Origin of the sequence: Parazoarcus communis SWub3 = DSM 12120 (assembly GCF_003226565.1) — a bacterium.
In the GTDB taxonomy this organism is placed as follows: Bacteria; Pseudomonadota; Gammaproteobacteria; order Burkholderiales; family Rhodocyclaceae; genus Parazoarcus; species Parazoarcus communis.
The window spans coordinates 35,359-61,107 of record NZ_QKOE01000015.1 but is presented as its reverse complement, the minus strand read 5'-3'; the positions used below and the strand labels follow the sequence as shown (position 1 = coordinate 61,107).

Genomic DNA, 25,749 nt, shown 5'->3' with positions numbered 1-25,749 from the left:
GTTCGACTCCTCTGAATGGCCACGACGATTGTCGGGCATGCTGCAACAGCGGGCAACCACCGGCCCTTACCGTCCGGATGCACCGTTCTGGAGTTGCAAAGATTTTTTTCTAGTGAGAGATTAACCTGCAACCTATTCATTTACTATATCGATCCATTTGCGAATGCACAGGACGCGCACCAAGGCGAAGGACTCTTCGACTGCGGGCGTGTGAACAGCCCGAACATGCCGCCCGACATCGACCTCGATCACTTCCTGCGCCCGCTGGGTGATGAACAGCCCTGTGGCCCCAATCTTGAGTACGATGCTGACTTTCTTGCCCTGGAGGAAGCAGCCAAAGCGCAGCCTGAGCAGGAGTTCACCAGTAGTGGAAGCGGTGACAAGGTCACCATTGAGGGACAAGGCCCGGATTGGGCGAGCGTGCGCAAGCTAGCGGAGGGTTTGCTGGAGCGAACCCGAGACCTACGGGTTGCGGTGTATTACACCCGCGCGCTGCTCCGTCTTGAAGGCTTCGTCGGAATTCATGCAGGCCTCGGCCTGATCCTCGGTCTGCTACAGCAGCATTGGAACCATGTCCACCCGGAGCTCGACGCTGAGGACGGCAACGACCCGACGATGCGGGTCAATGCACTCGCACCGATGGTCGCCAACGACGCCCTGATCTCCGACCTACGCGCCAGCACTCTGCTGCAGTCCCGTCAGTCCGGTATCCTCACGGTAAGGAATATCGAAGTCTCCCAAGGCAAACTCACCGCCCGCAACAATGAGGAGGTTTTTGCCGAATCGCGAGTTCTCGGCATGCTCGCCGAAGCGCTTGCCCAGACTCCACAGCTAGCCACCGCGATCACGGATAGCATCGCCAGGGTGCATGCGCTGTCCAGCCATCTGCAGGATCATGTCGGCGCCAGTGCCAGTCTCGATTTCAAACCTCTTCTGAACACGCTGCAGGCGGTACATCATGCCCTTGGCGGCATCGCGCTACCTGCTACGGAAATTGCGCCCGACAGTGCCAGCTCCGCCCCCGTGGTTGACATGCGAATCGCAGCCACGACGACAATGGCAATTCGCTCACGTGACGATGTGATCGATACGATTGATCGCCTAGTCGCCTACCTTGAACAGGCGGAGCCGACGAATCCTGCCCAATGGCTGCTCCGTCGGGCTCGCAGAGTCATTAGCATGAACTTCCTTGAAGCCATCGTGGAACTCGCCCCCGATGGTCTGGAGCAGGCTGAGCGCATGGTCGGCAGCCAACTCAATCCGGCAGAGGAGTAGGCTAGTGCTTGTATTGACTTCAGCCACCGTAGCCCAAGACCCAACACTGACCAAGGGGCTGCATCGCAGCAGCGCCTGACGTCAGACTCAAACCATTCTTTCCTGACGGAGGATCTTCATGTCGACCAGCAGCCAGAAATTCATCGCACGCAATCGTGCCCCGCGGGTCCAGATCGAATACGACGTCGAGCTTTATGGTTCCGAGAAGAAAGTTCAGTTGCCCTTCGTCATGGGGGTGCTGTCCGATCTGTCGGGCAAGCCCGCCGAACCGCTTGCACCAGTCGCTGACCGCAAATTCCTTGAAATCGATGTCGACAATTTCGACAGCAGGATGAAATCGATGAAGCCCCGTGCAGCCTTCCAGGTACCTAACACCCTGACGGGGGAGGGCAATCTCAGCGTAGAGCTGACTTTCGAGAGCATGGACGACTTTTCCCCGGCAGCAGTCGCACGCAAGGTCGACGCCCTGAACAAGTTACTGACGGCTCGCCAGCAGCTGTCCAACCTGATCACCTACATGGACGGCAAGACGGGAGCCGAGGAGCTGATTGCAAAGGTCCTGCAGGATCCGGCGCTACTGCAAACACTTGCAGCTTCACCCAAGCCGGAAGAGAAACCATCGGCATAGAACGGGCCTGCCGACGTACGCACCCCACACACTAGCCCACACTCGACGTCGAGGAATCCAGCATGGCTGAAATACAAGCACAGAACGAAGCCCAGGCCAGCGCCCTGGCACTGGAAGGCAACGAATTCGAATCACTGCTGCGTCAGGAATTCAAACCCAAGACCGACGAGGCTCGCAGTGCGGTAGAAAATGCCGTTCGTACACTGGCCGAACAGGCCCTGGCACAGACCACCCTGATCGGCTCCGACGTAGTGAAGTCCATCGAGGCCATCATTGCCGCACTTGACCAGAAGCTTACCGAACAGGTAAATCTCATCATGCATCACCCGGACTTCCAGAAACTGGAGGGTGCATGGCGCGGATTGCATTACTTGGTGAATAACACAGAAACCGACGAGATGCTGAAGATCCGGGTCTTCAACATCTCGAAGAATGAGCTTGGAAAGACCCTGAAGCGCTACAAGGGTACTGCATGGGACCAAAGCCCACTATTCAAGCGCGTATACGAGGAAGAGTACGGCCAGTTCGGGGGGGAGCCGTTCGGTTGCCTGGTCGGGGACTATCATTTCGACCAAAGCCCACCCGATGTCGAACTCCTCGGCGAGATGGCTAAGGTTTGCGCGGCCGCACATAGTCCCTTCATCACCGGAGCCTCGCCCACCATCATGCAGATGGATTCGTGGCAGGAACTAGCCAACCCACGCGATCTGACCAAGATCTTCACCACACCAGAGTACGCAGCATGGCGTTCGCTACGCGAATCAGACGACGCCAAGTACATCGGACTGGCAATGCCGCGCTTTCTCAGCCGCGTCCCGTATGGCGCACGAACCAGCCCGGTCGAGGAGTTCGATTTCGAGGAAGACACCGGCGCTGCTGACCACAGCAAGTATGCTTGGTCCAATGCAGCCTATGCGATGGCAGTGAACATCAATCGCTCGTTCAAGGAATACGGCTGGTGTTCCCGCATACGCGGTGTCGAATCGGGCGGTGCAGTGCAAAATCTGCCGGTGCACAGCTTTCCCACCGACGATGGCGGAGTAGACATGAAATGCCCCACCGAGATCGCCATCTCGGACCGACGCGAAGCAGAACTGGCCAAGAATGGCTTCATGCCCCTGGTGCACAAGAAAAACTCCGACTTTGCCGCCTTCATCGGCGCCCAGTCGCTGCACAAGCCGGCCGAGTACGACGACCCCGACGCCACCGCCAATGCCAACCTCGGCGCGCGGCTTCCCTATCTGTTTGCCACCTGCCGCTTCGCCCACTACCTGAAGTGCATCGTGCGCGACAAAATCGGCTCCTTCAAGGAGCGCGACGACATGCAGCGCTGGCTGCAAGACTGGATCATGAACTACGTCGATGGTGACCCCGCACATTCGACAGAGAGCACCAAGGCCCGTCGCCCTCTGGCCGCAGCCGAGGTCATCGTCGAAGAGGTCGAAGGGAATCCAGGCTACTACACTTCGAAGTTCTTCCTGCGCCCGCACTATCAGCTCGAAGGGCTGACCGTCTCCCTGCGCCTGGTGTCCAAGCTCCCGTCCACCAAGGGCAGCTGACCCCTGGGTCCGGCTGGCGCGTGGTTCAAAAGCGGGGAGCCTCCCCGAAGTTCATCGCAGCATCAAATGGATAGGAGTTCATCATGGCAGTGGATATGTTCCTCAAACTCGGCAGTATCAAGGGCGAGTCAACGGACAAAGTGCATAAGGAATCAATCGATGTCCTAGCTTGGAGTTGGGGCTTGAGTCAATCCGGTACCACGCACATGGGTGGTGGAGGCGGATCGGGCAAGGTGAGTGTCCAGGACCTTTCCATTACCAAATACATTGATGCATCGAGCCATGCCCTGATTCAAGCCTGCTGCAGTGGCGAGCACTTCGACCAAGCCGTCATCACCGTGCGCAAGGCTGGAAAAACCCCGCTTGAGTACGTGAAGATCACCATGAAAGAGGTCCTGATCTCTTCGGTCAGCACGGGCGGTAGCGGGGGAGAAGACCGCTTGACCGAGAACGTAGTACTTAACTTCGCCGAGTTCAAGTACGAGTACACCGAGCAGACCCCGTCAGGCGGCAAGGGATCCACCAAGACCGCCACGTGGAATATCGCCGAGAATCACGGCGACGTTAGTTGATCGCTAATCCGCCGGTGTCATGCCGTCCTCTCGGCGGTGTGACGCCAGCTTCCTGAGGACCGCGTTTCCGGAGTCCAGTTGATGGCCATTGGTGACATATTCCTGAAAGTCGAAGGCTCCCGGTCGGGCCCCATTAAGGGTGAAGCGCAGGACATGCTCCACAAAAGCGAAATCGACGTTCTTGCTTGGACATGGGGCATGCAGGGAAATGCCAGCGCAACGGCTACCGCTGCCTCCGGCCGGGCAGGAGCCAATCAGGTTGCGCTCAAGGAGCTCGTCGTTACGAAGTTGGTGGATCGGGCAAGCACGGGACTGATGAGTGCTTTGCGTACGAACGAGCCAATCAAACAGGCAGTGCTGACCGCACGGAAAGCAGGCGGCGCCAAAGCTGTCGAATACTTGACGATCACCCTCTCCAACGCACGGATCAGCGCCCTCGAACTGGAGGGCGTCGGCGGCGGCGGACAGGCAGCGATCGAACGAGTGTCGTTCGCTTTTCAGAAAATTACTGTCGAGTACCGTGGCCAGAGTGAATCGGGTGGATCCAGCGCAACCTCGCAGTTCGAAACTGACATATCGCCCAAGTAGCCCCTGCCGCGACGGAACCAATGAACATGCCCTCAACAGACCAAGACAACGCCGAAGCCCAGTTGCGGGCGGGACATCCGGAAGCAGCACTGTCCCTGCTTCAAGCCGAGATCCGTCGCCAACCGGCGAACTCCAAGCTCCGCATCTTCCTGTTCCAGTTGCTTGCCATACTTGGCCAGTGGGATCGCGCAATGAATCAACTCAACGTTGCGGCGGAGCTTGACGTCTCGGCCCTTGCCATGGCCCAGATGTACCGCGAGGCACTGCGCTGCGAAGTCCTTCGCAGTGAAGTTTTTGCAGGCAAGCGCGCGCCCCTTGTCTTCGGCGAACCAGAACAGTGGCTGGCGCTGCTCGTCGAGTCGCTGCTCGTCGCTGGACGGGGTCAGCAAACTGAGGCCGCCGCACTGCGCGATCGGGCTTTCGAACTTGCCCCCGCCACCCCGGGCAGGATTGATGGCGCCCCATTCGAGTGGCTGGCTGATGCAGACGGCCGCCTTGGTCCGGTGTGTGAAGCAATCATCAACGGCAGTTACTACTGGATTCCGTTCTCCCGGCTAAGCCGTATCGACATCGAAGCCCCGACCGACCTGCGTGATTACGTCTGGGCACCGGCACATTTTCAGTTCAGCAACGGCGGCGAAGCCGTCGGCGTAATCCCGACCCGTTATCCCGGATCTGAGCAGGAGGCTGATGGCGCAATCAAACTCGCCTGGCGAACAGAGTGGCTGGTACACGCAGGAGATTACCGCGGGCTAGGCCAGCGCCTGTTCGCAACGGACCAAGGCGATTTCGCATTGCTCGATATCCGACGGGTTGACCTCGGAAACGCAGAACGGGGGAACATTGATGATTGAACGACTAGCTCAGGACAGGCTTCAGCCCGCCCTTCTCGACCGCCTGCGGGACGATGCACCCGAACTACGTACGGAAGCTCTTGAGCGCAGCGTGCTGAGCCGGTCGCAGCTGCGTGAGGCTGTATTGCGGGATCTGACCTGGCTGCTCAACGCCACCCGCCCACCCGCCAGCGACGGACTCGCTCACTGGACCGAAGCAGATCAGTCCGTACTGAACTACGGTATGCCCTGCTTCTCCGGCGAGACTGCCTCCTCGCTGGACATCACCGAACTTGAACGCGCCATCAGCGATGCCCTCACCCGCTTCGAACCGCGCATCATCCCAGGCACGCTAAAAATCAGCACCGACCAACAAGAGAGCGTCCTGGACTGGCACAACGTCATCGGCGTGCGCATTTCTGCTCAGATCTGGGCTCAGCCGATTCCGCTGGAGTTACTCCTGCGTACCGAACTGGATCTCGAGAGTGGTCTGGTCGAGGTCCGCGACTTGGGTAGCCACTGAGATCGGGCATGGACCCTAGGCTGTTAAAGCACTACAACCGCGAGCTTCAGCATCTGCGAGAGATGGGCGCAGAATTCGCACGCCAGTTTCCCAAGATTGCCGCACGGCTCGGAATGGAAGGCATCGAGGTTGCCGACCCATATGTCGAGCGTCTACTCGAAGGAACCAGCTTTCTCGCTGCGCGCGTCCAGCTGAAGATCGATGCGGAGTTTCCCCGCTTCACGCAAAACCTGCTGGAGATGCTGTACCCACACTATCTCGCGCCGACGCCTGCGATGCTGATCGTACAGTTTCGCCCGGAGCCGGGTGAAACCAACCTCGCCAGTGGCGTCACCCTGCCCCGAGGAGCACCGTTTCGCAGTGTATCTACGCGGAACGACACCACACATTGCGAGTTCCGTACCGCGCATACACTCCGTCTATGGCCAGTTGAGCTGACCCAGGCGAACTACTTCAGCTTTGCTCCTGATCTGCCACTGGCCCGCCTTCCCCTGACCGGGAGGGTGCGGGGTGGCGTGCGCCTGCGTTTGCGCACCACCGGTGGCCTCAAATTCGCCCAACTCGAACTGGACTCGCTAAATATTCATATCGGCGGCGCGCAGGAGGTTGCTCATCGCCTGCTCGAGATGATTGGAGGATCAACGCTCGGCGCGCTGGTGAGAGCCGCTGACGGAAAGTCCAGTTGGCAGCATTTCATTCCACCAACCCAGGTCCGCCTTTGCGGTTATGAAGACGAACAGGCGCTGCTTCCAGTTAGTCGACGCAGCTTCGATGGTTATCGCCTGGTACAGGAATACTTCGCATTTCCCGAGCGTTTCCTGTTCTTCGACATCAGCGGTCTGAAACCGGCCATCGTTCAAGCCAATGAGGAAATAGAACTCGTCCTATTGTTCGGGCAAGGTGACTCGGTCCTCGAAAGTGTGGTCGATCGCGCAAACTTTCTGCTTCACTGCACACCCGCAATCAACCTCTTTCCGAAACGCGCTGACCGAATCCATATCAATGACAGCGGTCACGAGTTTCACGTCGTTGCAGACCGTGCACATCCGATGGACTACGAAGTCTACGCGCTCACCAGCGTCACCGGGCACTTCCACGGATCCCAGGAAGAACTGCGTTTCCTTCCGTTCTACGCTGATTTTCACGACAATGGCATTAGTTCCACGCAGGCCTTTTATACCTGTCGACGGGAGCCTCGACTGCTGTCCGAAAAGCAGAAACGCACCGGGCCACGTACTGGCTACATTGGCAGCGAGTTATTTTTATCCCTGGTCGACCCGGCCGAAGCACCCTATCGATCCGACCTGCGGCAATTGTCGATCCAAACGCTTTGTACGAATCGAGATCTGCCCATCCTGCTACCGCAAGGTGAGGGGCACGGCGGCTTTTCGCTCGACATCGCCGCACCTGTCGAAGACATCCGCTGCGTGCGCGGCCCCTCTCGCCCTTATGCGATGCTGGCCGATGGCTCGATCGCATGGCGCCTAATCAGCCACTTGGCGCTCAATCACCTCTCCTTGGTCGATACACCAGCACACGAAGGAGCTGGCGCTCTGCGCGAGATGCTCCTGCTCTACACCAGGAGCAGCGATGCCAGCGCACGTCGCCAAATCGAAGGGCTTAAGTCCGTTAAGGTAGACACGGTTGTCGCTCGCCTACCATTTCCCGGCCCCATCTGTTTTGGCCGAGGCCTGGAAATCGAACTTGAAGTTGACGAATCGGCATTCGAGGGGAGCGGTGCGTTCCTGTTCGGCAGCGTAATGGAGCACTTCCTGGCCCGTCACGCGTCTCTAAACAGCTTTACCCAAACCAGCCTGCGCTCCCTGACACGAGGCACGATCATGAACGGGGAGCCGCGATGCGGAAAGCGTCCGATCCTGTAAGCCTGTTCGCGGCACTCGAACGCGCACCTTACGCCATCGATTTCCTTCAGGCGATGCGCCGGATCGAATGTGCCTTTCCGCATGCACCGCGCTGGGCAGAGGCATTGCGCCCACAGGACGAGCCGGTGCGCCTCGGCCAAGAGGCATCACTTTCTTTCGCCCCTGCCAGCCTTTCCGCATTCACACCTGCCAACGATCTTCACCCCCCGCGACTGGAGGTACGTTTCTTCGGTTTGCTCGGCCCGAATGGTCCTTTACCGCTTCACTTAACAGAATATGCCCGTCATCGTCAATTAAACCACGGTGACGCGACCTTCAATCGCTTTCTCGATCTAATTCACCATCGTTTCCTGGCGTTGTTCTACCGAGCCTGGGCACAGGCTCAACCCACAGTCAGCCTGGACCGACCAAAAAACGACCGCTTCTCGGACTATGTTGGCTCCACTTTCGGTATTGGCGAACCCACACTACGCAACCGCGATTGTGTCCCCGACAACGCCCGCCTGTTCCATGCCGGACTGCTGTCGCGGCAGATCCGCAATGCCGAAGGCCTGCAGGCCATTCTCGCCAACGACTTCGACCTGAATGTCGAGGTTGAACAATACGTCGGGCACTGGATGGCGCTGCGGGAGCGAGATCACGGCCGTATCGGCCAACGACACCTCGGCGTCGATGTGGTCATCGGTCGTCGAGTATGGGACCGACAGAGCAAGTTCCGTTTGCGCCTCGGCCCCATGAGCCTGAAGCAGTACATCGCCTTGTTGCCGGGCGGCAGCGCGTTGCCGCGGATCTCGGACTGGATACGTTTCTATACTCATGGAGAACTGGCTTGGGATGCACGCCTGCAACTCAAGGCCAGCGAAGTGCCGCAACTCGAACTGGCGCGCGGAGCGCGCCTCGGCTGGACGAGCTGGCTTGGCAAGCGTAGGACGCAACATGATGCGGATGACCTCGTTCTGGATGGAGAAAGGCTGCTGAAGCGGCAAGCAAACGCCCCTCCCCCTTCTGCTTAACCCTCTCGTCAACAAACACTGATCTCGCCCACGGCGGCAAGACACAACACAACTTACGGAGACAGACGCATGAGCGAAATCAGTCGGATCGCCTCCTTCGGCAAACTCAACAGTCTGACTTACAAGGCAATCGAAGGCGCAACTGTCTTCTGCAAGCTGCGCGGCAATCCCTACGTCGAGCTGGAACACTGGCTGCAACAACTGCTGCAGGCCGAAGACACGGACCTGCATCACATCGTCCGTCACTTCGAGCTCGACGCCGCGCGCCTGGCAGCCGACATGACGGCAGCACTCGACCGCCTGCCCCGTGGCTCGACCTCGATCTCGGACCTGTCCACCCACCTGGATACTGCAGTCGAACGCGGCTGGGTCTATGGCTCGCTGATGTTCGGCGAGCGCCAGGTCCGCTCCGGCCACCTGCTCGTCGGCATGCTCAAGACGCCTTCGCTGCGCAACGCCCTGATGGGGATATCGCGCCAGTTCGAACGGATCAAGCCCGATGTGCTGACCGACGACTTTGCCCGTATCGTGGCAGCCTCTCCTGAGGAACACCTGGGTGCGCGTGACGGCTCGAGCAGCCAGCCAGGCGAGGACAGTAACGCGATCGCCCCGGCCCAGATGGGCAAGCAGGAGGCACTGAAGAAGTTCACCGTCGACCTCACCGAGCAGGCCCGCTCCGGCAAGATGGACCCGATCGTCGGTCGCGACGAGGAAATCCGCCAGGTCATCGACATCCTGATGCGCCGCCGCCAGAACAACCCCATCCTCACGGGTGAAGCCGGGGTCGGCAAGACCGCGGTGGTGGAAGGCTTCGCTCAGCGCATCGTCAAGGGCGACGTACCACCGGCGCTCAAGGACGTCAGCCTGCTGACCCTGGACATCGGCTTGCTGCAGGCTGGAGCCAGCATGAAAGGCGAGTTCGAACAACGACTGCGCTCGGTCATCGAGGAGGTTCAGGCTTCGCCCAAGCCCATCATCCTGTTCATCGATGAAGCGCACACGCTGGTCGGCGCCGGAGGTGCCGCAGGTACCGGCGACGCTGCCAACCTGCTCAAGCCAGCACTGGCGCGTGGCACCCTGCGCACCGTTGCCGCCACGACCTTTGCCGAATACAAGAAGTACTTCGAGAAGGACCCCGCCCTGACCCGCCGCTTCCAGGTTGTGCAGGTCGACGAGCCGTCCGAAGAAAAAGGCGTGCTGATGCTGCGCGGCGTTGCGACAATGATGGAGAAGCACCACAAGGTACAGATCCTGGACGAGGCGCTGGAGGCAGCAGTCAAACTGTCGCATCGCTACATCCCGGCGCGTCAATTGCCCGACAAGGCAGTCAGCCTGCTCGACACCGCCTGCGCCCGGGTAGCCATCAGCCTGCATGCCACCCCTGCCGAGGTGGATGACAGCCAGCGCAGGATCGAAAACCTCGAGACCGAACTCGCCATCATCGATCGCGAGAAGGCCATTGGAATGAACACCGCCGAGCGCGAAGCCCTGTGCAACGGGCTGCTGGCTGCCGAACACGACCGTCTGGCGGGGCTCTCGCAACGCTGGCAGGACGAGAAGGCGCTTGTCGACCAGTTGTTGGGGCTGCGCGCGAAGCTGCGCGACGGCAGCAAGCCGGTCGAAGGGACCGGCAGTCCGCTGGAAGTTGCCGCCGACGCCGTCGCACCCCTGGCCGCCAACACTGACGAAGCCGCCCCGCCCGAAAAGTCGCGTGAGGAGCTGCTCGCCGAACTCATCGACGTCCAGAGCCGGCTGGCTGAACTGCAGGGCGAAGACCCGCTGATCCTGCCAACGGTCGATTACCAGGCCGTTGCCTCGGTGGTCGCCGACTGGACCGGCATTCCGGTCGGACGGATGGCCCGCAATGAGGTGGAAACCATCCTTAAACTGGCCGAAAACCTGGGTAAGCGCGTGATCGGCCAGGATCATGCGATGGAGATGATCGCCAAACGCATCCAGACCTCACGCGCCGGCCTCGACAACCCGAACAAACCGATTGGTGTATTCATGCTCGCCGGCACCTCCGGTGTGGGCAAGACCGAAACGGCCCTGGCACTGGCCGAGGCGCTGTACGGTGGCGAGCAGAACCTGATCACCATCAACATGAGCGAGTTCCAGGAGGCGCACACGGTCTCGACGCTGAAAGGCGCCCCGCCGGGTTACGTCGGTTACGGAGAGGGTGGTGTGCTGACCGAAGCAGTACGACGCAAGCCCTATAGCGTGGTACTACTGGACGAAGTGGAGAAGGCACATCCCGACGTGCATGAGATCTTCTTCCAGGTCTTCGACAAAGGCTTCATGGAAGACGGTGAAGGGCGCTACATCAACTTCAAGAACACCCTGATCCTGCTCACCACCAACGCAGGCACCGAACTCATCGCCGGCATGTGCAAGGATCCGGAACTGCTGCCCGACCCGGATGGTCTGGCGAAGGCCCTGCGCGACCCCCTGCTGAAGATCTTCCCGCCCGCCCTGCTTGGCCGACTGGTGACCATTCCCTACTATCCGCTCAGTGACGAGATGCTGGGCAAGATCGTCCACCTTCAACTCGGCCGTATCAAGAAGCGTGTCGAAGATCACCACAAGGTCCCGTTCGAGTACAGCGAGGACGTCGTCAAACTTGTCGTCAGCCGTTGCACCGAAACCGAATCCGGTGGCCGCATGATCGATGCGATCCTGACCAATACGATGTTGCCGGACATCAGCCGTGCCTTCCTGACACGGATGATGGAAGGTACTCAAATTGAACGGGTCAGTGTCGGAGTGGAAGATAGCAACTTTCAGTATACATTCTGACCTTGCCAGTAGAGTCAGTCTGCCGAATTGGGGACTCCATTCCCAGCACCATCCACCAATTCGCGTCGCTCAAGGCCGCCCATCCGGGCCGGCCACAGGTACGCACAGCAGCACGACGATCAGTCGCACAACGCAAGAAATTGCGGCGTTGCGTACTCCGGCAAGACATGACTTGTCCTCGGCCTCAAGACACCTGAAGCACAAAGCCCATCGACTATGACAGCCTCCGCACCTGCTGGACTACCCGACGAGATGACGCTGGAAGATGCGTTGACATTTGCTACCCGCTTGCATCGTATCGGAGAACTCGATGCTGCAGAAACCGTTTATTGGCGTGTGCTCGAAAGTGTTCCGGAGCATCCTGACGCATTGAACTTTCTAGCAATTGCAATGCACCAGCGTGGCCGTCCGGAAGAGGCCATCGCGCTGATGCGGCGCAGTCTGGCTCAGAATCCGGATGCACCCGGCGTCTGGAACAACTTGGGCAACATCTTGCTGGACCTTGGCCACATCGACGATGCTGGTGAAGCTTACGAACACTGTATCGCCCTCAACGCGACTGAACCCACTGTTCATAACAATCTTGGTGTACTTCGCCGCGCCCAAGGACGGTTTGCAGAATCAGAAGCTGCATACCGCAAAGTGCTAGAACTAGACCCGAGCAACATCGATGCCCACAACAATCTGGGCAATCTGCTCGCGGGCATCGGCCGCGTCGAGGAAGCAGTACGGTACTACTGTGAGACCATCGCTCTGATGCCATCCAATCCTTCGGCACGCAGGATGCTGGGTTATGCCTATTACATGCTCGGACGTATCGATGATGCAGCTGCGTTCTACCGAGCGTGGGTCGAAGCCGAACCGAACAACCCGACCCCCCGCCATCATCTGGCCGCCTGTACCGGAAAGGACGTCCCAGAACGCGCTGAAGATGCCTACATCGAATCCGTATTCGACGGTTTTGCCGACAGCTTTGACGCCAAGCTGGCCGCATTGACCTATCGCGCACCACAGCATGTCGCCGATGCAGTCGAGCGCATGCATCACAATCAGTTCAAATCTCTCGAGATACTCGACGCCGGCTGCGGAACCGGTCTGTGCGGACCATTGCTGACCCGCTTCGCACACCAGTTGACCGGTATCGACCTCTCCGCCCCTATGCTCACGAAGGCGCAAGGACGCAATGTCTATGACCGGTTGGTGAAAGCCGAGCTAACGGCCTTCCTTCGCGAGGAGCCCGCAGGAAGCTACGATCTGATCGTTTCGGCCGACACACTCTGCTACTTTGGCGCCCTGGATGCCGTATTCACAGGTGCCTTCAGATCGCTGAAGCAGGATGGAACACTGGTATTCACCGTAGAACTGGCCAGTTCCGGGCAGAACTGCCTGCGTTACCTGCTTGCACCCCATGGCCGCTACGCACATTCACCAGCCTATGTGATCGATGCGCTCCAGGCAGCGGGGCTAACCCCGACATCCACCGAACACGTGGTCCTTCGAACTGAAGGGGGAAAGCCTGTACCTGGTTTATTGCAGGTCGCCCGCAAGGTATGATCCTACATACCTCCGCACTCAAACCCCGCAGCAGCTCGAGTGGGTTGAACAGATCGAGCACATCTGCTTAACTCAGTCATCATCGGCGCAAATACTGAGGAGATCCCATGGCAGCAGACATGTGGCGGGTTCCCGCCTCCAAGGTCCACAAAGTCGGCACACTCAGTTTCGTTCAGGACAGCGGCGTGATGACGCACGCCGCCACCGCGAGCAATGGCAACTATCTCTTCTCGGAAGTTGGTGCGGGCACCAAGCCACTCGCACTAATCGGCATGTGGCATGAGGTAATCAATTTCCTTGCGCAGCGACCCACGGCCGCAATTGAGAACCGAATACTGGATCTGCCAGACATCTATATGGGCGCCTGTTTCTATCGGCCTGGCGAGCGATTCAAGGGACTATTCCCGATACACGACACCATCCAGCAGCTCACCGAGGGGCTGGCTGCAATGACGCCCGGCAACACGGTAACCGATGTCGGCGGTTTGATCGGGGAAGGTGTTTCTGCAATCCATAAGCAAGTCAAGACAAGACAAAGACCCCCGGCAATTTCCATGGCGAGCACGCCGGTGGTGGTCACCTTCACCTACCTACCAGCCAAAGACGTCGAACTGATTGGCACAGGGACTGCCGACTTCCAGACGCTACAGCCCATCGTCACTCGCGTGCTATCAGCCTTCAGCGGGGTTTAAGGCCAGACTTGACAGGTATGCCTCAACCCGTCTTGCCTAAATCCGCCAGGAAACGACTCCGTATTACGGGATCGTCAATCTGAGCGGCTAGCAGCGCACCGAACTGGTTGAGGTCTGCGCCATCTCGCGCAGCACGCTTAACCAGCACCCCCGCGATCGGCCCGAGATGACGAGCCAATAACTGGGTTGCACGTTCGATCTGTGCAGGTGTGACCGCGACCTCCTGCGCTGACTTCGGGGTAGTGGTCACCACCGCCAGCCCTCCTCCCACGGCGGATGTCACAACGCATGTCGGAGCCGAGGGTTGAGCCAATCCTGCGCGGCTCAGGCCATCGCGGAACTTCCGGCGAGCCTCTTCCGTATCAAGCTTGTCCTCCAGCTGCCGGTAAAGTTCGCCCAGATCGGCTGATGTCGTCGCGGCCTTGCGCACGATCACCCGGGCTAACGGCCCGATGTGGGCGGCCAGCTGGCGTTCGACCGTCCGCAAGGTGTCCTCCTGCCATTGGGTGGGCAGCGGGGTGGCCAGAGTCGGGCTCAACGGCATCGAAGTCACCGGCCCCGCATGCTGCGCCTGCATGGCCGCGAGACTGGCGCGCACTGCCGCGGCCGTCATGACCACCGTCTCCTCCGACACCACTGGACTGGGCGGCGTCCGGAAAGCTGCCTCATAAGCCTCGCGCAGCGCCACGGCAAAAGCTGCGGCATCGGCATAACGCTCGTCCGCGCGCTTGGCCAGTGCCTGGGTAAGGATCGCATCAAACAAGGGCGACAGCTCTGGATTGTGCGCGGATGGCGGCAGTTGCTGCACATTGCAAACCTGGTAGGCCATCGCCTCCATGCCACCGGTAAACGGGCGCTCACCGGTCAGCATCTCATAGAACACCACTCCGGCAGCAAACAGGTCGGCCCGGTGATCCACCGCCAGGCCAAGAAACTGCTCAGGCGCCATCGTGCTCGGCGTTCCGATGACCGAACCGACCTGAGTCAGGTTGGCCATGTCGATGCGGGCAATACCGAAATCGGTGATCTTGAGCCGACCATTGGCCGTGATCAGCAAGTTGGCCGCCTTGATGTCGCGATGGATGACGCCGCGCTGGTGCACGTAATCGAGCGCTTCCAGCAGCTGGATCATGATGCTGACCACGTCGGCAACCGGCAGCTTGCGGCCCTGGCGCAGATACTGCCCCAGACCACAGCCATCGACATACTCCATGGCGATGAAGGCAACCTGCTCGTCTTCACCAAAATCGTAGATTGCAACAATGCCGGGGTGGTTGAGACGGCCCGCCGCGCGCGCCTCGTTGCGGAATCGCTCGACCATGCCCTGGCCATCCCCAGCCTCGATCAGCTCACGACGGATGGTCTTGAGTGCGACCACCCGATCGATCGCCGGATCATGGGCACGATAGACCGTACCCATGCCGCCTTTGCCAAGAACGGCCTGAATCTGATACTTGCCCAGATGTTGCGGATGGCTCATCGAAACACCGACCCACTCAGGATTCGAGCATCTTCAGCGCATGCACCAGACTCTTGCGCATGCGTCCGAACGATTCGGCCAGCGTGGAGATTTCGTCGCGGCCTTTTACCGGAAACTCTTCGACATTCATCTCGCCCAGGCTGACGCGGTCGGCAATGCGCGCCAATCGGTTGACCGGACGAATCACCAGGGTGATCAACAGGATGTTGAGCAGCACGAAGATGAAACCAACCAGCGCAACCAGCAACACCATGAAGACGCGGAAGGTTGCATCCGCCCGCTGGATGGGTACCTCCATCGGCACCGACACCACCTGCGCACCAACGATCTCGTTGAGCTGCCAGCCGAAACCGTTGGCGGAGCCATAGCGCGCCAGCATCGAGGCGGGTGCGGCATCGGGTACGCTATGACAGCGCAGACAGCCGGGGTCAGTGATCTTGATCGGACGTGCCAGGTAGAGCGTCCGGCCGGCTGGCGTATCACGCTCACCCATGATTTCGGTCTGTCCCTGCGTATTGCGGAAGCTGTTGACGATGTCTGCCTCCCAGTCCGTCGCACGGTCGCGGGGATTGGTCGGGTTCAGCGTGGCTTCCTTGTAGGTATAGTCCGGATACTGCTTGCGCAGCTCGTTGAAATACTCGGTAGCCGCATAGGCCGCCACCGTCTGCGGCAGAAACTCGTAATTGAGCTGGTTCTGCAGCAAGGGGGTGATCTGACTGATGGTGTACCCGCGCGCAGCCAGGGAACCCTGCATCATGATCCGCGCATTCTGCAGGATCTCATCACGTGCATTGCGTTGCAGTACCTCATGCGACACATAGGCCGCCCCGCCCAGGCCGACCAGGAATACCAGGCTCAGGACCAGATTGAACTTCACGATCAGCTTCATGCTTGCCTCTCAGGATCGGTGCATCAGGGATACAGGGTTGAGGAATCCACACGCGATGCAGGCATCAGGGACGTGCCGGCGGGTTGCGGGGACGGTATTTTTCGGGGAACAGTATCCTGTCCCACTCGGGGTGGCGGGCGACATTGTCGGCCAGTTGCTGACGAAAGGCCTTGTCTCCCAGTCGGGGACGAAAACGTGCCACGAACCCGCTGCGCCAGGGCTGTGGCCCCTGCAGCCAATGCGCGACATCGCCGTAGGCGACCTCTCCCGCAGGTCTCGGCTCGACCTCACGCCCCTTGAAGCGCTCGAGCAGTCTTGGCAGCGGGTCACGGAAAGGGCGCGGCATGGCAGTCACAAAAACTTCTGCCGGACGCTCCTGCAAGACCAGGGCACGGTTTTCGTCCAGCACACCGAAACGTCCGCTATTGAGCCGCTGTGGCGTGCCTGCACGCCCTTTGAGATCGCTGACACTGACTGCAACCGCGCCATGCTCGACAAACAGCATTGCATCATCGCGCACGATCACGCTCGTCTCCCGTCCCTGTATCGACCAGCGCAGCCCCTGCAACTGAAAATCGGCCACCGAAGCTGCAGGGGACTGGATCTTGACCCAACCCTGCAGCACCGCAAACTCGCGCATGGCAGGCTTGCCACCTGACGCCAGCGTTCGCAGCATCAAACGCGTCTCGTCCCCCAGCGCCAGCCGGACGCCGTCCGGAAACTCGATCAGGGCATAGGCCTTGGGCGCGGTCTCGAGGATGTCCGAATCCAGCACCACCACCCCCGGCGCGGCAAGCAACACCTGGGTGCCACGCAACAGCTTCATCTGACCGTCGACAAAGGTCACCCGCACGTCAGCCTGGGCAAATGCCGGTATCAGGTGCAAGCAAGCCACAAGGGTCAGGAAACAACGAAGCAACATATGAGTGACAGATATCCAGGATGATCGGCCCCGGGCCCTGGCGCATGGCCCCGGAATCCTTCGAAGGATAGCAGGATCCGGGTGAAACACCCGTACGTCAGACATCACGACGACAGCAACTTCTGCGCCATTCCGATGCAATCCCCCCCTTATGTTCGATCAGGAGATGCCGGAAGCCAAGCCTGAGGTTCGAACCGTCAGTCAGTGATCACTGCCGTGTCAGGGCTCAATTCAAGGTCGCCGCAGCAAGCGTCTCGACCGCCTGCTCACGCTCCGGACTGGCAACGCCGCTCCACTCGGGATGCGCGCGAGCCTGGCGCAACTCGAGCGGCAAGCGCCCGCTTTGCCAGGCGAAGCCGTCCGGCACCCCCTCTTCGGCCACCGTCATCTCGATCGGTGCCAGCGCGGCGTGCCCACGCCCATCCAAGGCCCGCAACAAGGCCCGCTGGCGCAAGGCCAGTACCCGCAGGATCGCGTCATCCACGCTCAGCTCACGATGCCCACGGACACGGGCGGCAATCCGCTCACCATAGTGGCCGAATGTCTGCCACAAGCCGCCTGCCACCGCCCCCAATGCAGCCGCCGCCCCCAGCGTGATCCCCCCCACCATCAGGTCGATACCCACGCCGGCGGCAGCGCCTGCCGCAGCCCCACCCCCCAGCCTGACCCCAAACTGACGCAAGGTCTCGGGATTGAACAGATCATCCTCCCAACGTCCGGCCACCAGTGGCAGCGCGGTCATCCGGACGTCATCAGGACGGAAGCGGTAGAGTTGCAGCAGCGCATCGACACAGGCCTGCTCGCGCTCGCGCACCGTAGACCTGAGACGTTCGACCGCGGCAACCAATGCGCGATCCGAAGCATCAGCAACACGATGCCGGTGCGCGGCCAACGTGATCAACAAACGTGCAACCAGGCGCCGGGCGGCCTCGCGCCGCGCATCCGCCTCCCGGCAACGATCGGCAATCAGGGCGTCGATTGCCTCGCGATGCGCATGCAGCAGCGTTCCCAGGGTGGCAAACAGGCGCCGCTCACCGTCAATCTCCGGTGCCACCGTGTCGAAGCTCACCACCGCATGCAGACCCAGACGCGCCAGTGCCGCATGCCAGTCCTGTACGCGCGCAGCGGGCGAAACGACGAAGTTGAGCACGGGCAGCACCGGCTTTGCAGCACAAACCAGCAAGGCCAGTTCGTCCCTGTGCTTGGGCAAGACCGGATCGCGCGCATCAATCACATACAGCGCCGCATCGCTCCTGAGCAACTGACGCAGCACCTTCGATTCCTGCTCGAAGCGAGCGGCGGCCTCCGGCGTCACCAGGAAGCGGTCGATGCGATCCGGCCCATCAAGCCGCGCCCCTGCACCGAACTGCGCATCGATGAAGTCCAGCAGCGCAATCGCGTCTTCCATGCCGGGCGTGTCGTACAACTCGATGGCCACCTTCCCCGCCGCCATCAGCCGCAAGCCCTCCACATGGCGGGTCGTGCCTGCCGAGTCCGCCACCTCACCAAAGCCGGTGTCCCGTGCAAGGGTACGCAATAATGAAGTCTTGCCGGTATTGGTGTGGCCGACAACGGCAAGCTGCAAGGGGTTCATCGGCCCGTCTCCAGCCATGCCGCCGCCCGTGCGGCATCGTCACACACGGCGGCCTCGGGCAAGCCAAGGCTGGCAAGGCGGTCGCGCCAGAGGCCCATGCGACCGACCTGCCCATCCGGGCCGGGGTAGGCCCAGACCATGACCGATCCGGCGGTACCGGCAAGTTCGGCGATCAGCCCCAGGCTGCCACGGTCAGGCGTCATCCGGGGATCAACGGCAATCAGCAGTCGGGACGGCTGTCGCTGCAGAAAACGGCCGATAATTGCCTTGCGTTGTTCACGACTATCAATCCGCCCGCCATCCTCGACCGTGGTACTGAGCCATACCGGTGGCCAGACGAGATCGTCCCCCAACTCCAGTGCCAGTGCGCAACCGTCACCTGGAACCAAGCCCGGGCGTGCTGGTGCGACAGGCCCCACACCTTTGGCCGGCGCCGGATCACACACCCCGGCGCGCTCGCTATCGGGCAACAGTCGGGCACGCAGACGCAAGTAGGCCGGCTGAGTGAGATCCAGATGCTGGCGTGCAAGACCACGCCGCCACGCCAGCACACACAAGCCCGTCAGCACAAGCCGCGGCATGACCCCATAGAGCACCAGACACCCCAGCAGCCAACTCGACCACGCTCGCCGCGCAGCCTCGTCCAGCCCCCCCCCTGCACCCGCAGTAGCCACCATTGCCGCATCCGGCACCGCAAATCCGAAAAAGGCGGGTCCTGCACCGGTCATCGCCACCAAGCCAGCAAACACGTCCGCAGGCAGGATCGTCGTCTCCCAGACAAAACCGTAACGCCGCGTCGCCAACAACAGCAGCAGACCGACAAGTGCGGCCAGCAGCGCCAGCAACCAGAACAGGTGACTGAGAGCACTCAATCCCCAGGCAGCCGTCCGGTCACGACTCATCAGCCCAGCCAGGGCCACGGGCACGTCGGGCTGCGCCGTACGCCGGTCCAACCAGGCGACACCCTGCAACCATAAGCGCCCCAGGCCCGATCCCCCTGCTTGCCCGCCAGCCGTCACACTGATCAGCCAGACGATCAGGCTGATCGCATGAACACCCAGCAAGGCGCCCAGCGCCCAGATCACATTGACCGGCCGGCCGGCATCCCCCAGCACGGCACCGGCACTACCGCTGCCAAGCAGCACGGCGAACAGACAAACCAGTGCCAACAGCCAGCTTGCCCGCAGGCGCCAGGCCTGGATTGCGGAACGCAGCCCCAGGTGCCGACCAAGATGCGCCGCACGGACACACAGGCGACGCTCCAGATCGGCTTCAGACTGGCGCGCCACTGCCACCGCAGCCCTATCGTCAAGCACGCCCTCACGCGTTTCGTAGTGACGGACGGCCTCGGCCAGCCAGCGTGACTCGAAGGCGGAAAGCGGGCGATCGGAAACAGGATTGGAGGAAAATACCATCGACCCGTCCTACTGTCGGGGCGGGTGATGCTCATGCGGAGCGTGGTCGCCGCAGCAAGGCGGCGGGACGGGATCAAGCCCGCCCGGATGCCAGGGGTGACAGCGCAACACCCGCTTCAAGGCCAGCCAGCTGCCCTTGAGCGCGCCATGCACCTCAATGGCCTCAATCGCGTAGTGCGAGCAGGTCGGATAGAAACGACAGCGCGGCCCCAGCAGGGGACTGATGAACAACTGATAGCCGCGGATCAACGCACGCAGTAACCAGCGCATCAAGCAGACTCCAGGTACCCAGGCTGATCTGGACGGGCAGGCGGCGCAAGAAACACGTCGCCAAGCGCCAGCCACCCGCCACGCGCGTCACCGCCCCTCACGGGACGGTGCGGAAAAGAGAAAGACCGGAAGAAGGGCGGCTCAGCCGCCATGCATCTTCTTGAGTTTCTCGCGGCGCTCCTGCGCTTCGAGCGACAGGGTTGCGGTAGGACGCGCCAGCAAGCGGCCCACGCCGATCGGCTCACCGGTCTCCTCGCACCAGCCGTAATCACCGGCGTCGATGCGGGCGATGGCTTCCTCGATCTTCTTCAGCAGCTTGCGTTCGCGGTCACGCACGCGCAACTCGAGCGTGTGTTCTTCCTCGACACTGGCACGGTCCGACGGGTCGGGCGTGGCTTCGTTATCCTGCAGGTGCGTCGTGGTTTCGTGTGCATTTTCGAGCAGCTGGTTCATTTCGTCCTGCAGACGCTGACGAAAGAAGGCCAACTGACGCGGCGACATGTAATCCGACTCCGGTGCGGCACGGAGTTCTTCCTCGGTCATGAGGGCAGGTGTGATCGTTGCATTCATGGTGTGATTCCTTGTTCGGCATCCGTCCGGACTAGCAGGCCGTGACCATACCGCAAAGCGGGAATTGTTGCGACCCATCCAGCAGATAAATTCGCAACATATCCCACTTTGACCAATGGCTTATTGCCAGCCACCACCCAGCGCCTTGTACAGCGCCACCCTGTTACCTGCATCGGCAAGCCGGACGGCAATCAACTCCTGCTCGGCAGCATACGCCGAGCGCTGCGTATCGAGGAAGAGCAGATAACTGTCCAGGCCATTGCGGTAGCGCGCCTCGGCCAGGCGCAGGCTTTCGCGACTGGCAGCGACCAGGTTGCGCCGGGCATCCACCTGCTCGTCCAGCGTGGCGCGGCCGGCCAAGGCGTCGGCCACCTCACGGAATGCCGACTGGATGACCTGTTCATAACGCGCGACATTGATCTCGCGCTGCACCTCCGCCACCTCCAGACTGGCCGCCAACGCACCTGCATTGAAGATGGGCAGCGTGATCTGCGGCACGAAGGTCCAGGTCCCGGAGCCCGCCTCGAACAAGCCATCCAGGCTGGCACTGGCCGTTCCCGCACTGGTGGTCAACGCGATGCGCGGGAAGAAGGCCGCACGCGCCGCACCAATGCTGGCATTGGCGGCCTGCAGCTGATGTTCGGCCTGCAGCACGTCGGGACGACGCACCAGCACCTCTGACGGCACGCCGGCAGACAGCTCAGCCACGGTACTGACCGCCTCGACCAGGCGGTCCGGAAGCAAGGCATCCGGCACCGGGTTCCCGGTCAGCAGATTCAGCGCATTGCGGTCACGCGCGACCTGGGCGGTGTAGCTGGCCACATCGGCACGTGCGCGCTCCAGCGCGCTGCTCGCCTGATGCACATCCAGCGCGGACACGGCACCGGCCTCAAAGCTGCGCCGGGTCAACTCGTAGGACTGTTGCCGGGTGATGTAGGTCGATTGCGCCAGCGCCAGCAGCTCGCGATCGGCCGCCAGCGCAAGCCAGGCATTGGCCAGCTCGGCAACCAGCCCAATCTGCGCGCTGCGACGCGCCTCTTCGGTCGCGAGATAGGTTTGCAGGGCCTGATCACGCAGACTGCGAATCCGGCCAAAGAAGTCCAGCTCCCAGGCTGAGATTCCAACCGTCGTGCTGAACTGCCGGCTGATCTGAGCCTCTCCGCTGCTGGTCAGATCGCCTGGCAGGCGCTGGGCACTTTGTCCACCGCTCAGCCCCAAGGCCGGAAACAGCTCGGCGCGCTGGATGCGGTACTGCGCACGCGCCTGTTCGATATTGAGTGCAGTCACCCTCAAGTCACGGTTGTTGGCCAGGGCGATCCCGATCAACTCGCGCAGACGGGCATCGGCGAAATAAGTCCGCCAGTCGAGATCGGCAACGGCCTGGCCGTCACCAGCCGGCGCAGCCGATCCCATCGACCAGCTCGCAGGCACTGGCGCCGTCGGCCGCTGATAATCAGGTGCCAGCGTCGAGCAGGCCGTCCCCAGCACTGCGGCCAGGGCAAGCGTCAAGGTACGGATGGCGTTCATGCCCGGCCCTCCACAGGTTTTGCGGCATGCGCGTCTTCGGCTGCCGGCTTGTCTTTGAAAATGCGCTTGATCACGACGTAGAACAGCGGCACGAAGAAGATGCCCAGCACGGTGCCAGCGATGGTGCCACCCAACACGCCAGTGCCGATTGCGTTCTGGCTGCCCGAGCCCGCGCCCGTGGCGATGGCCAGTGGCGTAACCCCCAGACCGAAAGCCAGCGAGGTCATGATGATCGGACGCAGACGCATGCGGACTGCCGACAGCGTCGCGGCGATCAACTCCTTGCCCGCCTCCATCTCGGCCTTTGCGAACTCGACGATCAGGATCGCATTCTTCGACGACAGGCCGATGGTCGCCAACAGCCCGACCTGGAAGTACACATCGTTGGACAAGCCGCGTCCGGTCGCTGCCAGCAGCGCACCCAGCACCCCCAGCGGCACCACCAGGATCACCGCGAATGGCACCGACCAGCTCTCATACAGCGCGGCAAGGCACAGGAACACCACCAGCATCGACAGGACATACAACGCCGGTGCCTGAGCCCCGGAGCGGCGCTCCTCGAAAGAAGTCCCGGTCCACTCAAAGCCGATCCCCGGCTGCAGTTTGGCCATGATCTCTTCGACCGCGGCCATCGCGTCACCCGACGACAAGCCCGGTGCAGCCTGCCCCAGCAACTCGATCGAGGGCTGCCCGTTGTAGCGCTCCAGGCGTGGCGAACCGTAGGTCCAGTGTGCCGTGGTGAAGGCCGAGAACGGCACCATCTCGCCCCGGCTGTTGCGCACGAACCACTTTCCCAGATCCTCGGGCGTCATCCGGGCACCTGCATCCGCCTGCAGATAGACCTTCTTGATCCGGCCACGGTCGAGGAAGTCGTTGACGTAGGTTCCACCCCAGGCCGTCGACAAGGTGTCGTTGATATCGGCCACACTGACGCCGAGCGCACCCGCACGCGCATGGTCGATATCGAGCTGATACTCCGGCGTGTCATCCTGACCATTCGGGCGGACCGCCACCAGACGCTTGTCCTGCGACGCCATGCCGAGAAACTGGTTACGCGCGGCAACCAGTGCCTCATGACCCAGACCCGCACGATCCTGCAGCATCACGTTGAAGCCGTTTGACGTGCCCAACTCGATCACCGCCGGCGGCACGAAAGCAAACACCATGGCCTCGCGGATCTGCGAGAACGCCCCCATGGCACGGCCGGCGACCGACTTCACATCCATGCCCGGCCCTTTGCGTTCGTCCCAGTGCTTCAGGTTAACGAAACCGATACCCATGTTCTGGCCGCTACCGCCAAAGCTGAAGCCTGCCACGGTAAAGACCGCACGAACGGTGTCCTTCTCGTTCTCCAGATAGTGTTGCTCGACCTTCTTCAGTACCTCCAGCGTACGTTCCTGAGTGGCGCCCGCAGGCAGCATGACCTGATTGAACATCACGCCCTGGTCCTCCTCCGGCAGGAAGGAGGTCGGCATGCGCATGAACAACAAGCCCAACACGACGATGATTGCAAAATAAATCGCCATGAAGCGCTTGCGCCGGCTGAGGATGCCGCCAACACTGGATTCGTAGCGTGTCGTATTGCGTGCAAACATGCCATTGAACCAGCGGAAGAAGCCTGCGAACCACCCCCCTTCGGAAGCATCGTGACCCTTCTCGACATGCTTCAGCATGGTTGCACACAAAGCCGGGGTGAAAATGATCGCAACCAGCACCGACAGTGCCATGGCCGACACGATGGTGATCGAGAACTGACGGTAGATGACACCCGTCGACCCGCCGAAGAAAGCCATCGGGACGAACACCGCCGACAGCACCAGGCCGATCCCCACCAGCGCGCTGGTGATCTGGTCCATCGACTTGCGGGTCGCCTCCTTGGGTGGCAACCCCTCTTCAGTCATCACCCGCTCGACGTTCTCGACGACGACAATCGCATCATCCACCAGCAAGCCGATCGCCAGCACAATGCCGAACATGGTCAGGGTGTTGATCGAGAAGCCGAACGCCGCCATCACACCGAAAGTACCCAGCAGCACGACCGGTACCGCAATCGTCGGGATCAAGGTGGCGCGAAGGTTCTGCAGGAACAGGAACATCACCAGGAAGACCAGCACCACCGCCTCGATCAGGGTCTTCACCACTTCCTGGATCGAGATCTTGACGAAAGGCGTGGTGTCATAGGGCACGACCACTTCGACCCCAGCCGGGAAGTAGGGCTTCATCTCCTCGAGCTTGGCGCGCACCGCGGTGGCGGTTTCTAGCGCATTCGAGCCCGCGGCCAACCGGATACCGACGCCAGCCGCCGGCTTGCCATTGAAGCGCGCCACGGTACCGTAGTTCTCTGCACCGATCTCGATACGTGCAACGTCGCGCAAACGCACCTCACCCCCCTGGGTGCTGGTACGCAGCAGGATGCCCTCGAACTCCTCGACCGTCTGCAACCGGCTCTGGGCGGTAATCGTCGCCGTAAAACCCTGACCAGGCAGCGCGGGCGTTCCGCCAAGCTGACCTGCCGAAACCTGGGTGTTCTGCGCCGTGATCGCCGCCCTGACATCTGCCGGCGTCAGCTTGAAGTTGTTCAGCTTGGCCGGATCCATCCACACCCGCATCGCGTACTGCGCGCCAAACACCTGGATCTCGCCCACCCCTGTGACCCGCGACAACGGGTCCTGTACCGTGGACACCAGGAAATCCGACAGGTCGACCCCGTCCTGGCTACCGTCCGACGATACGAAACCCACCACCATCAGGAAGTTGCGCGCAGACTTGGCAACCTGCACACCCTGCTGCTGCACTGCCTGCGGCAGCAAAGGCAAGGCCAGTTGCAGCTTGTTCTGCACTTGAACCTGGGCAATGTCGGGATCCGTACCCGCATCGAAGGTCAAGGTCACCGATGCACGGCCATAGGCATCGCTGGACGAGTTCATGTAAAGCAGGCCGTCCAGCCCGGTCATCTTCTGTTCGATGATCTGGGTCACCGAATCCTCGACTGCCTTCGCCGACGCCCCAGGGTAGGTGGCGTTGATGACCACAGCGGGAGGCGCGATGGTCGGGTATTGCGACACCGGCAGTTGCAGGATGGACAAGGCCCCAGCCAGCATGATGACGATGGCGATCACCCAGGCAAAGATCGGCCTGTCGATAAAGAATCTTGCCATGGTTCAGG

Annotated in this window: 21 protein-coding genes; 12 read left to right on the top strand and 9 right to left on the bottom strand. The window is 61.2% G+C overall.

All coding sequences use genetic code 11. From position 1 onward, the window contains the following. Window positions 1-15: 15 nt before the first annotated feature. The 12 genes from tssA to DNK49_RS17280 all read left to right on the top strand — a co-directional run bounded on the left by tssA (window position 16) and on the right by DNK49_RS17280 (window position 13,916). On the top strand, window positions 16-1,275 hold the full coding sequence (tssA, locus tag DNK49_RS17335) for a type VI secretion system protein TssA (protein WP_110527379.1): 1,260 nt from the start codon (window positions 16-18) through the stop codon (window positions 1,273-1,275). A gap of 118 nt (window positions 1,276-1,393) precedes the next feature. Continuing rightward, window positions 1,394-1,903, top strand: a complete 510-nt coding sequence (tssB, locus tag DNK49_RS17330) for a type VI secretion system contractile sheath small subunit (RefSeq protein WP_110527376.1) — start codon at window positions 1,394-1,396, stop codon at window positions 1,901-1,903. Between the two features lie 62 nt (window positions 1,904-1,965). After that, on the top strand, window positions 1,966-3,462 hold the full coding sequence (gene tssC, locus DNK49_RS17325) for a type VI secretion system contractile sheath large subunit (RefSeq protein ID WP_110527373.1): 1,497 nt from the start codon (window positions 1,966-1,968) through the stop codon (window positions 3,460-3,462). An 83-nt stretch (window positions 3,463-3,545) separates the two neighbouring features. Beyond that, entirely contained in the window at window positions 3,546-4,034 is a 489-nt protein-coding gene (locus tag DNK49_RS17320) for an Hcp family type VI secretion system effector (protein WP_110527370.1), read from the top strand. 81 nt (window positions 4,035-4,115) lie between these two features. Then, the gene (locus tag DNK49_RS17315) at window positions 4,116-4,622 is read left to right on the top strand and encodes an Hcp family type VI secretion system effector (RefSeq protein ID WP_110527367.1); all 507 of its coding nucleotides are present in this window, start codon (window positions 4,116-4,118) and stop codon (window positions 4,620-4,622) included. A gap of 191 nt (window positions 4,623-4,813) precedes the next feature. Beyond that, entirely contained in the window at window positions 4,814-5,476 is a 663-nt protein-coding gene (locus tag DNK49_RS17310; RefSeq protein WP_243632422.1) for a type VI secretion system accessory protein TagJ, read from the top strand. Next, window positions 5,469-5,978, top strand: a complete 510-nt coding sequence (gene tssE, locus DNK49_RS17305) for a type VI secretion system baseplate subunit TssE (protein ID WP_110527361.1) — start codon at window positions 5,469-5,471, stop codon at window positions 5,976-5,978. Before DNK49_RS17310 ends, tssE begins: the two co-directional genes overlap by 8 nt. Before the next feature lie 8 nt (window positions 5,979-5,986). Next, the gene (tssF, locus tag DNK49_RS17300; RefSeq protein WP_110527358.1) at window positions 5,987-7,861 is read left to right on the top strand and encodes a type VI secretion system baseplate subunit TssF; all 1,875 of its coding nucleotides are present in this window, start codon (window positions 5,987-5,989) and stop codon (window positions 7,859-7,861) included. Next, entirely contained in the window at window positions 7,837-8,874 is a 1,038-nt protein-coding gene (gene tssG / locus DNK49_RS17295) for a type VI secretion system baseplate subunit TssG (protein ID WP_110527354.1), read from the top strand. The genes tssF and tssG overlap by 25 nt, the downstream gene beginning before the upstream one ends. 69 nt (window positions 8,875-8,943) lie before the next feature. Continuing rightward, window positions 8,944-11,670: a type VI secretion system ATPase TssH gene (gene tssH / locus DNK49_RS17290; RefSeq protein ID WP_110527351.1), complete on the top strand. Its 2,727-nt coding sequence runs from the start codon at window positions 8,944-8,946 to the stop codon at window positions 11,668-11,670. Window positions 11,671-11,922: 252 nt separating this feature from the next. Continuing rightward, the gene (locus DNK49_RS17285; RefSeq protein ID WP_243632421.1) at window positions 11,923-13,224 is read left to right on the top strand and encodes a tetratricopeptide repeat protein; all 1,302 of its coding nucleotides are present in this window, start codon (window positions 11,923-11,925) and stop codon (window positions 13,222-13,224) included. A gap of 107 nt (window positions 13,225-13,331) precedes the next feature. After that, window positions 13,332-13,916 carry a hypothetical protein gene (locus DNK49_RS17280; protein WP_110527345.1) on the top strand — a complete coding sequence of 195 codons (585 nt, stop codon included), beginning with the start codon at window positions 13,332-13,334 and terminating at the stop codon, window positions 13,914-13,916. 22 nt (window positions 13,917-13,938) lie between these two features. Here the strand turns inward: DNK49_RS17280 and DNK49_RS17275 are convergent, their stop codons facing one another. The 9 genes from DNK49_RS17275 to DNK49_RS17235 all read right to left on the bottom strand — a co-directional run bounded on the left by DNK49_RS17275 (window position 13,939) and on the right by DNK49_RS17235 (window position 25,741). Next, window positions 13,939-15,396, bottom strand: coding sequence for a serine/threonine-protein kinase (locus DNK49_RS17275; protein WP_110527342.1), 1,458 nt, complete (start codon window positions 15,394-15,396; stop codon window positions 13,939-13,941). A 16-nt stretch (window positions 15,397-15,412) separates the two neighbouring features. Further along, the gene (locus tag DNK49_RS17270; RefSeq protein WP_110527340.1) at window positions 15,413-16,285 is read right to left on the bottom strand and encodes a Tll0287-like domain-containing protein; all 873 of its coding nucleotides are present in this window, start codon (window positions 16,283-16,285) and stop codon (window positions 15,413-15,415) included. 64 nt (window positions 16,286-16,349) lie between these two features. Beyond that, window positions 16,350-17,171 (bottom strand): FecR domain-containing protein, encoded by an 822-nt coding sequence (locus tag DNK49_RS17265; RefSeq protein WP_165843362.1) that lies wholly within the window; start codon window positions 17,169-17,171, stop codon window positions 16,350-16,352. A 262-nt stretch (window positions 17,172-17,433) separates the two neighbouring features. Beyond that, a complete protein-coding gene (locus DNK49_RS17260; protein WP_110527335.1) occupies window positions 17,434-18,801 on the bottom strand; it encodes a GTPase/DUF3482 domain-containing protein in 1,368 nt (455 codons plus the stop codon). Beyond that, window positions 18,798-20,216 (bottom strand): DUF2868 domain-containing protein, encoded by a 1,419-nt coding sequence (locus DNK49_RS17255; RefSeq protein ID WP_110527332.1) that lies wholly within the window; start codon window positions 20,214-20,216, stop codon window positions 18,798-18,800. Before DNK49_RS17255 ends, DNK49_RS17260 begins: the two co-directional genes overlap by 4 nt. A gap of 9 nt (window positions 20,217-20,225) precedes the next feature. Continuing rightward, on the bottom strand, window positions 20,226-20,486 hold the full coding sequence (gene yidD / locus DNK49_RS17250; protein ID WP_110527329.1) for a membrane protein insertion efficiency factor YidD: 261 nt from the start codon (window positions 20,484-20,486) through the stop codon (window positions 20,226-20,228). 141 nt (window positions 20,487-20,627) lie between these two features. Next, window positions 20,628-21,056 carry an RNA polymerase-binding protein DksA gene (gene dksA / locus DNK49_RS17245; protein ID WP_110527326.1) on the bottom strand — a complete coding sequence of 143 codons (429 nt, stop codon included), beginning with the start codon at window positions 21,054-21,056 and terminating at the stop codon, window positions 20,628-20,630. A 120-nt stretch (window positions 21,057-21,176) separates the two neighbouring features. Beyond that, a complete protein-coding gene (gene adeC / locus DNK49_RS17240; protein ID WP_110527323.1) occupies window positions 21,177-22,583 on the bottom strand; it encodes an AdeC/AdeK/OprM family multidrug efflux complex outer membrane factor in 1,407 nt (468 codons plus the stop codon). Continuing rightward, window positions 22,580-25,741, bottom strand: coding sequence for an efflux RND transporter permease subunit (locus DNK49_RS17235; protein ID WP_110527320.1), 3,162 nt, complete (start codon window positions 25,739-25,741; stop codon window positions 22,580-22,582). The genes adeC and DNK49_RS17235 overlap by 4 nt, the downstream gene beginning before the upstream one ends. Window positions 25,742-25,749 lie beyond the last annotated feature (8 nt).

Coding starts and splice junctions, on each gene's coding strand:
- DNK49_RS17255 (WP_110527332.1), bottom strand. CDS start 20,216: ATGGTATTTTCCTCCAATCCTGTTTCCGATCGCCCGCTTTCCGCCTTC.
- tssF (WP_110527358.1), top strand. CDS start 5,987: ATGGACCCTAGGCTGTTAAAGCACTACAACCGCGAGCTTCAGCATCTG.
- tssG (WP_110527354.1), top strand. CDS start 7,837: ATGCGGAAAGCGTCCGATCCTGTAAGCCTGTTCGCGGCACTCGAACGC.
- tssB (WP_110527376.1), top strand. CDS start 1,394: ATGTCGACCAGCAGCCAGAAATTCATCGCACGCAATCGTGCCCCGCGG.
- tssA (WP_110527379.1), top strand. CDS start 16: ATGGCCACGACGATTGTCGGGCATGCTGCAACAGCGGGCAACCACCGG.
- DNK49_RS17320 (WP_110527370.1), top strand. CDS start 3,546: ATGGCAGTGGATATGTTCCTCAAACTCGGCAGTATCAAGGGCGAGTCA.
- DNK49_RS17275 (WP_110527342.1), bottom strand. CDS start 15,396: ATGAGCCATCCGCAACATCTGGGCAAGTATCAGATTCAGGCCGTTCTT.
- DNK49_RS17235 (WP_110527320.1), bottom strand. CDS start 25,741: ATGGCAAGATTCTTTATCGACAGGCCGATCTTTGCCTGGGTGATCGCC.
- DNK49_RS17310 (WP_243632422.1), top strand. CDS start 4,814: ATGAATCAACTCAACGTTGCGGCGGAGCTTGACGTCTCGGCCCTTGCC.
- yidD (WP_110527329.1), bottom strand. CDS start 20,486: ATGCGCTGGTTACTGCGTGCGTTGATCCGCGGCTATCAGTTGTTCATC.
- dksA (WP_110527326.1), bottom strand. CDS start 21,056: ATGAATGCAACGATCACACCTGCCCTCATGACCGAGGAAGAACTCCGT.
- tssE (WP_110527361.1), top strand. CDS start 5,469: ATGATTGAACGACTAGCTCAGGACAGGCTTCAGCCCGCCCTTCTCGAC.
- tssC (WP_110527373.1), top strand. CDS start 1,966: ATGGCTGAAATACAAGCACAGAACGAAGCCCAGGCCAGCGCCCTGGCA.
- tssH (WP_110527351.1), top strand. CDS start 8,944: ATGAGCGAAATCAGTCGGATCGCCTCCTTCGGCAAACTCAACAGTCTG.
- DNK49_RS17270 (WP_110527340.1), bottom strand. CDS start 16,285: ATGAAGCTGATCGTGAAGTTCAATCTGGTCCTGAGCCTGGTATTCCTG.
- DNK49_RS17260 (WP_110527335.1), bottom strand. CDS start 18,801: ATGAACCCCTTGCAGCTTGCCGTTGTCGGCCACACCAATACCGGCAAG.
- DNK49_RS17285 (WP_243632421.1), top strand. CDS start 11,923: ATGACGCTGGAAGATGCGTTGACATTTGCTACCCGCTTGCATCGTATC.
- adeC (WP_110527323.1), bottom strand. CDS start 22,583: ATGAACGCCATCCGTACCTTGACGCTTGCCCTGGCCGCAGTGCTGGGG.
- DNK49_RS17280 (WP_110527345.1), top strand. CDS start 13,332: ATGGCAGCAGACATGTGGCGGGTTCCCGCCTCCAAGGTCCACAAAGTC.
- DNK49_RS17315 (WP_110527367.1), top strand. CDS start 4,116: ATGGCCATTGGTGACATATTCCTGAAAGTCGAAGGCTCCCGGTCGGGC.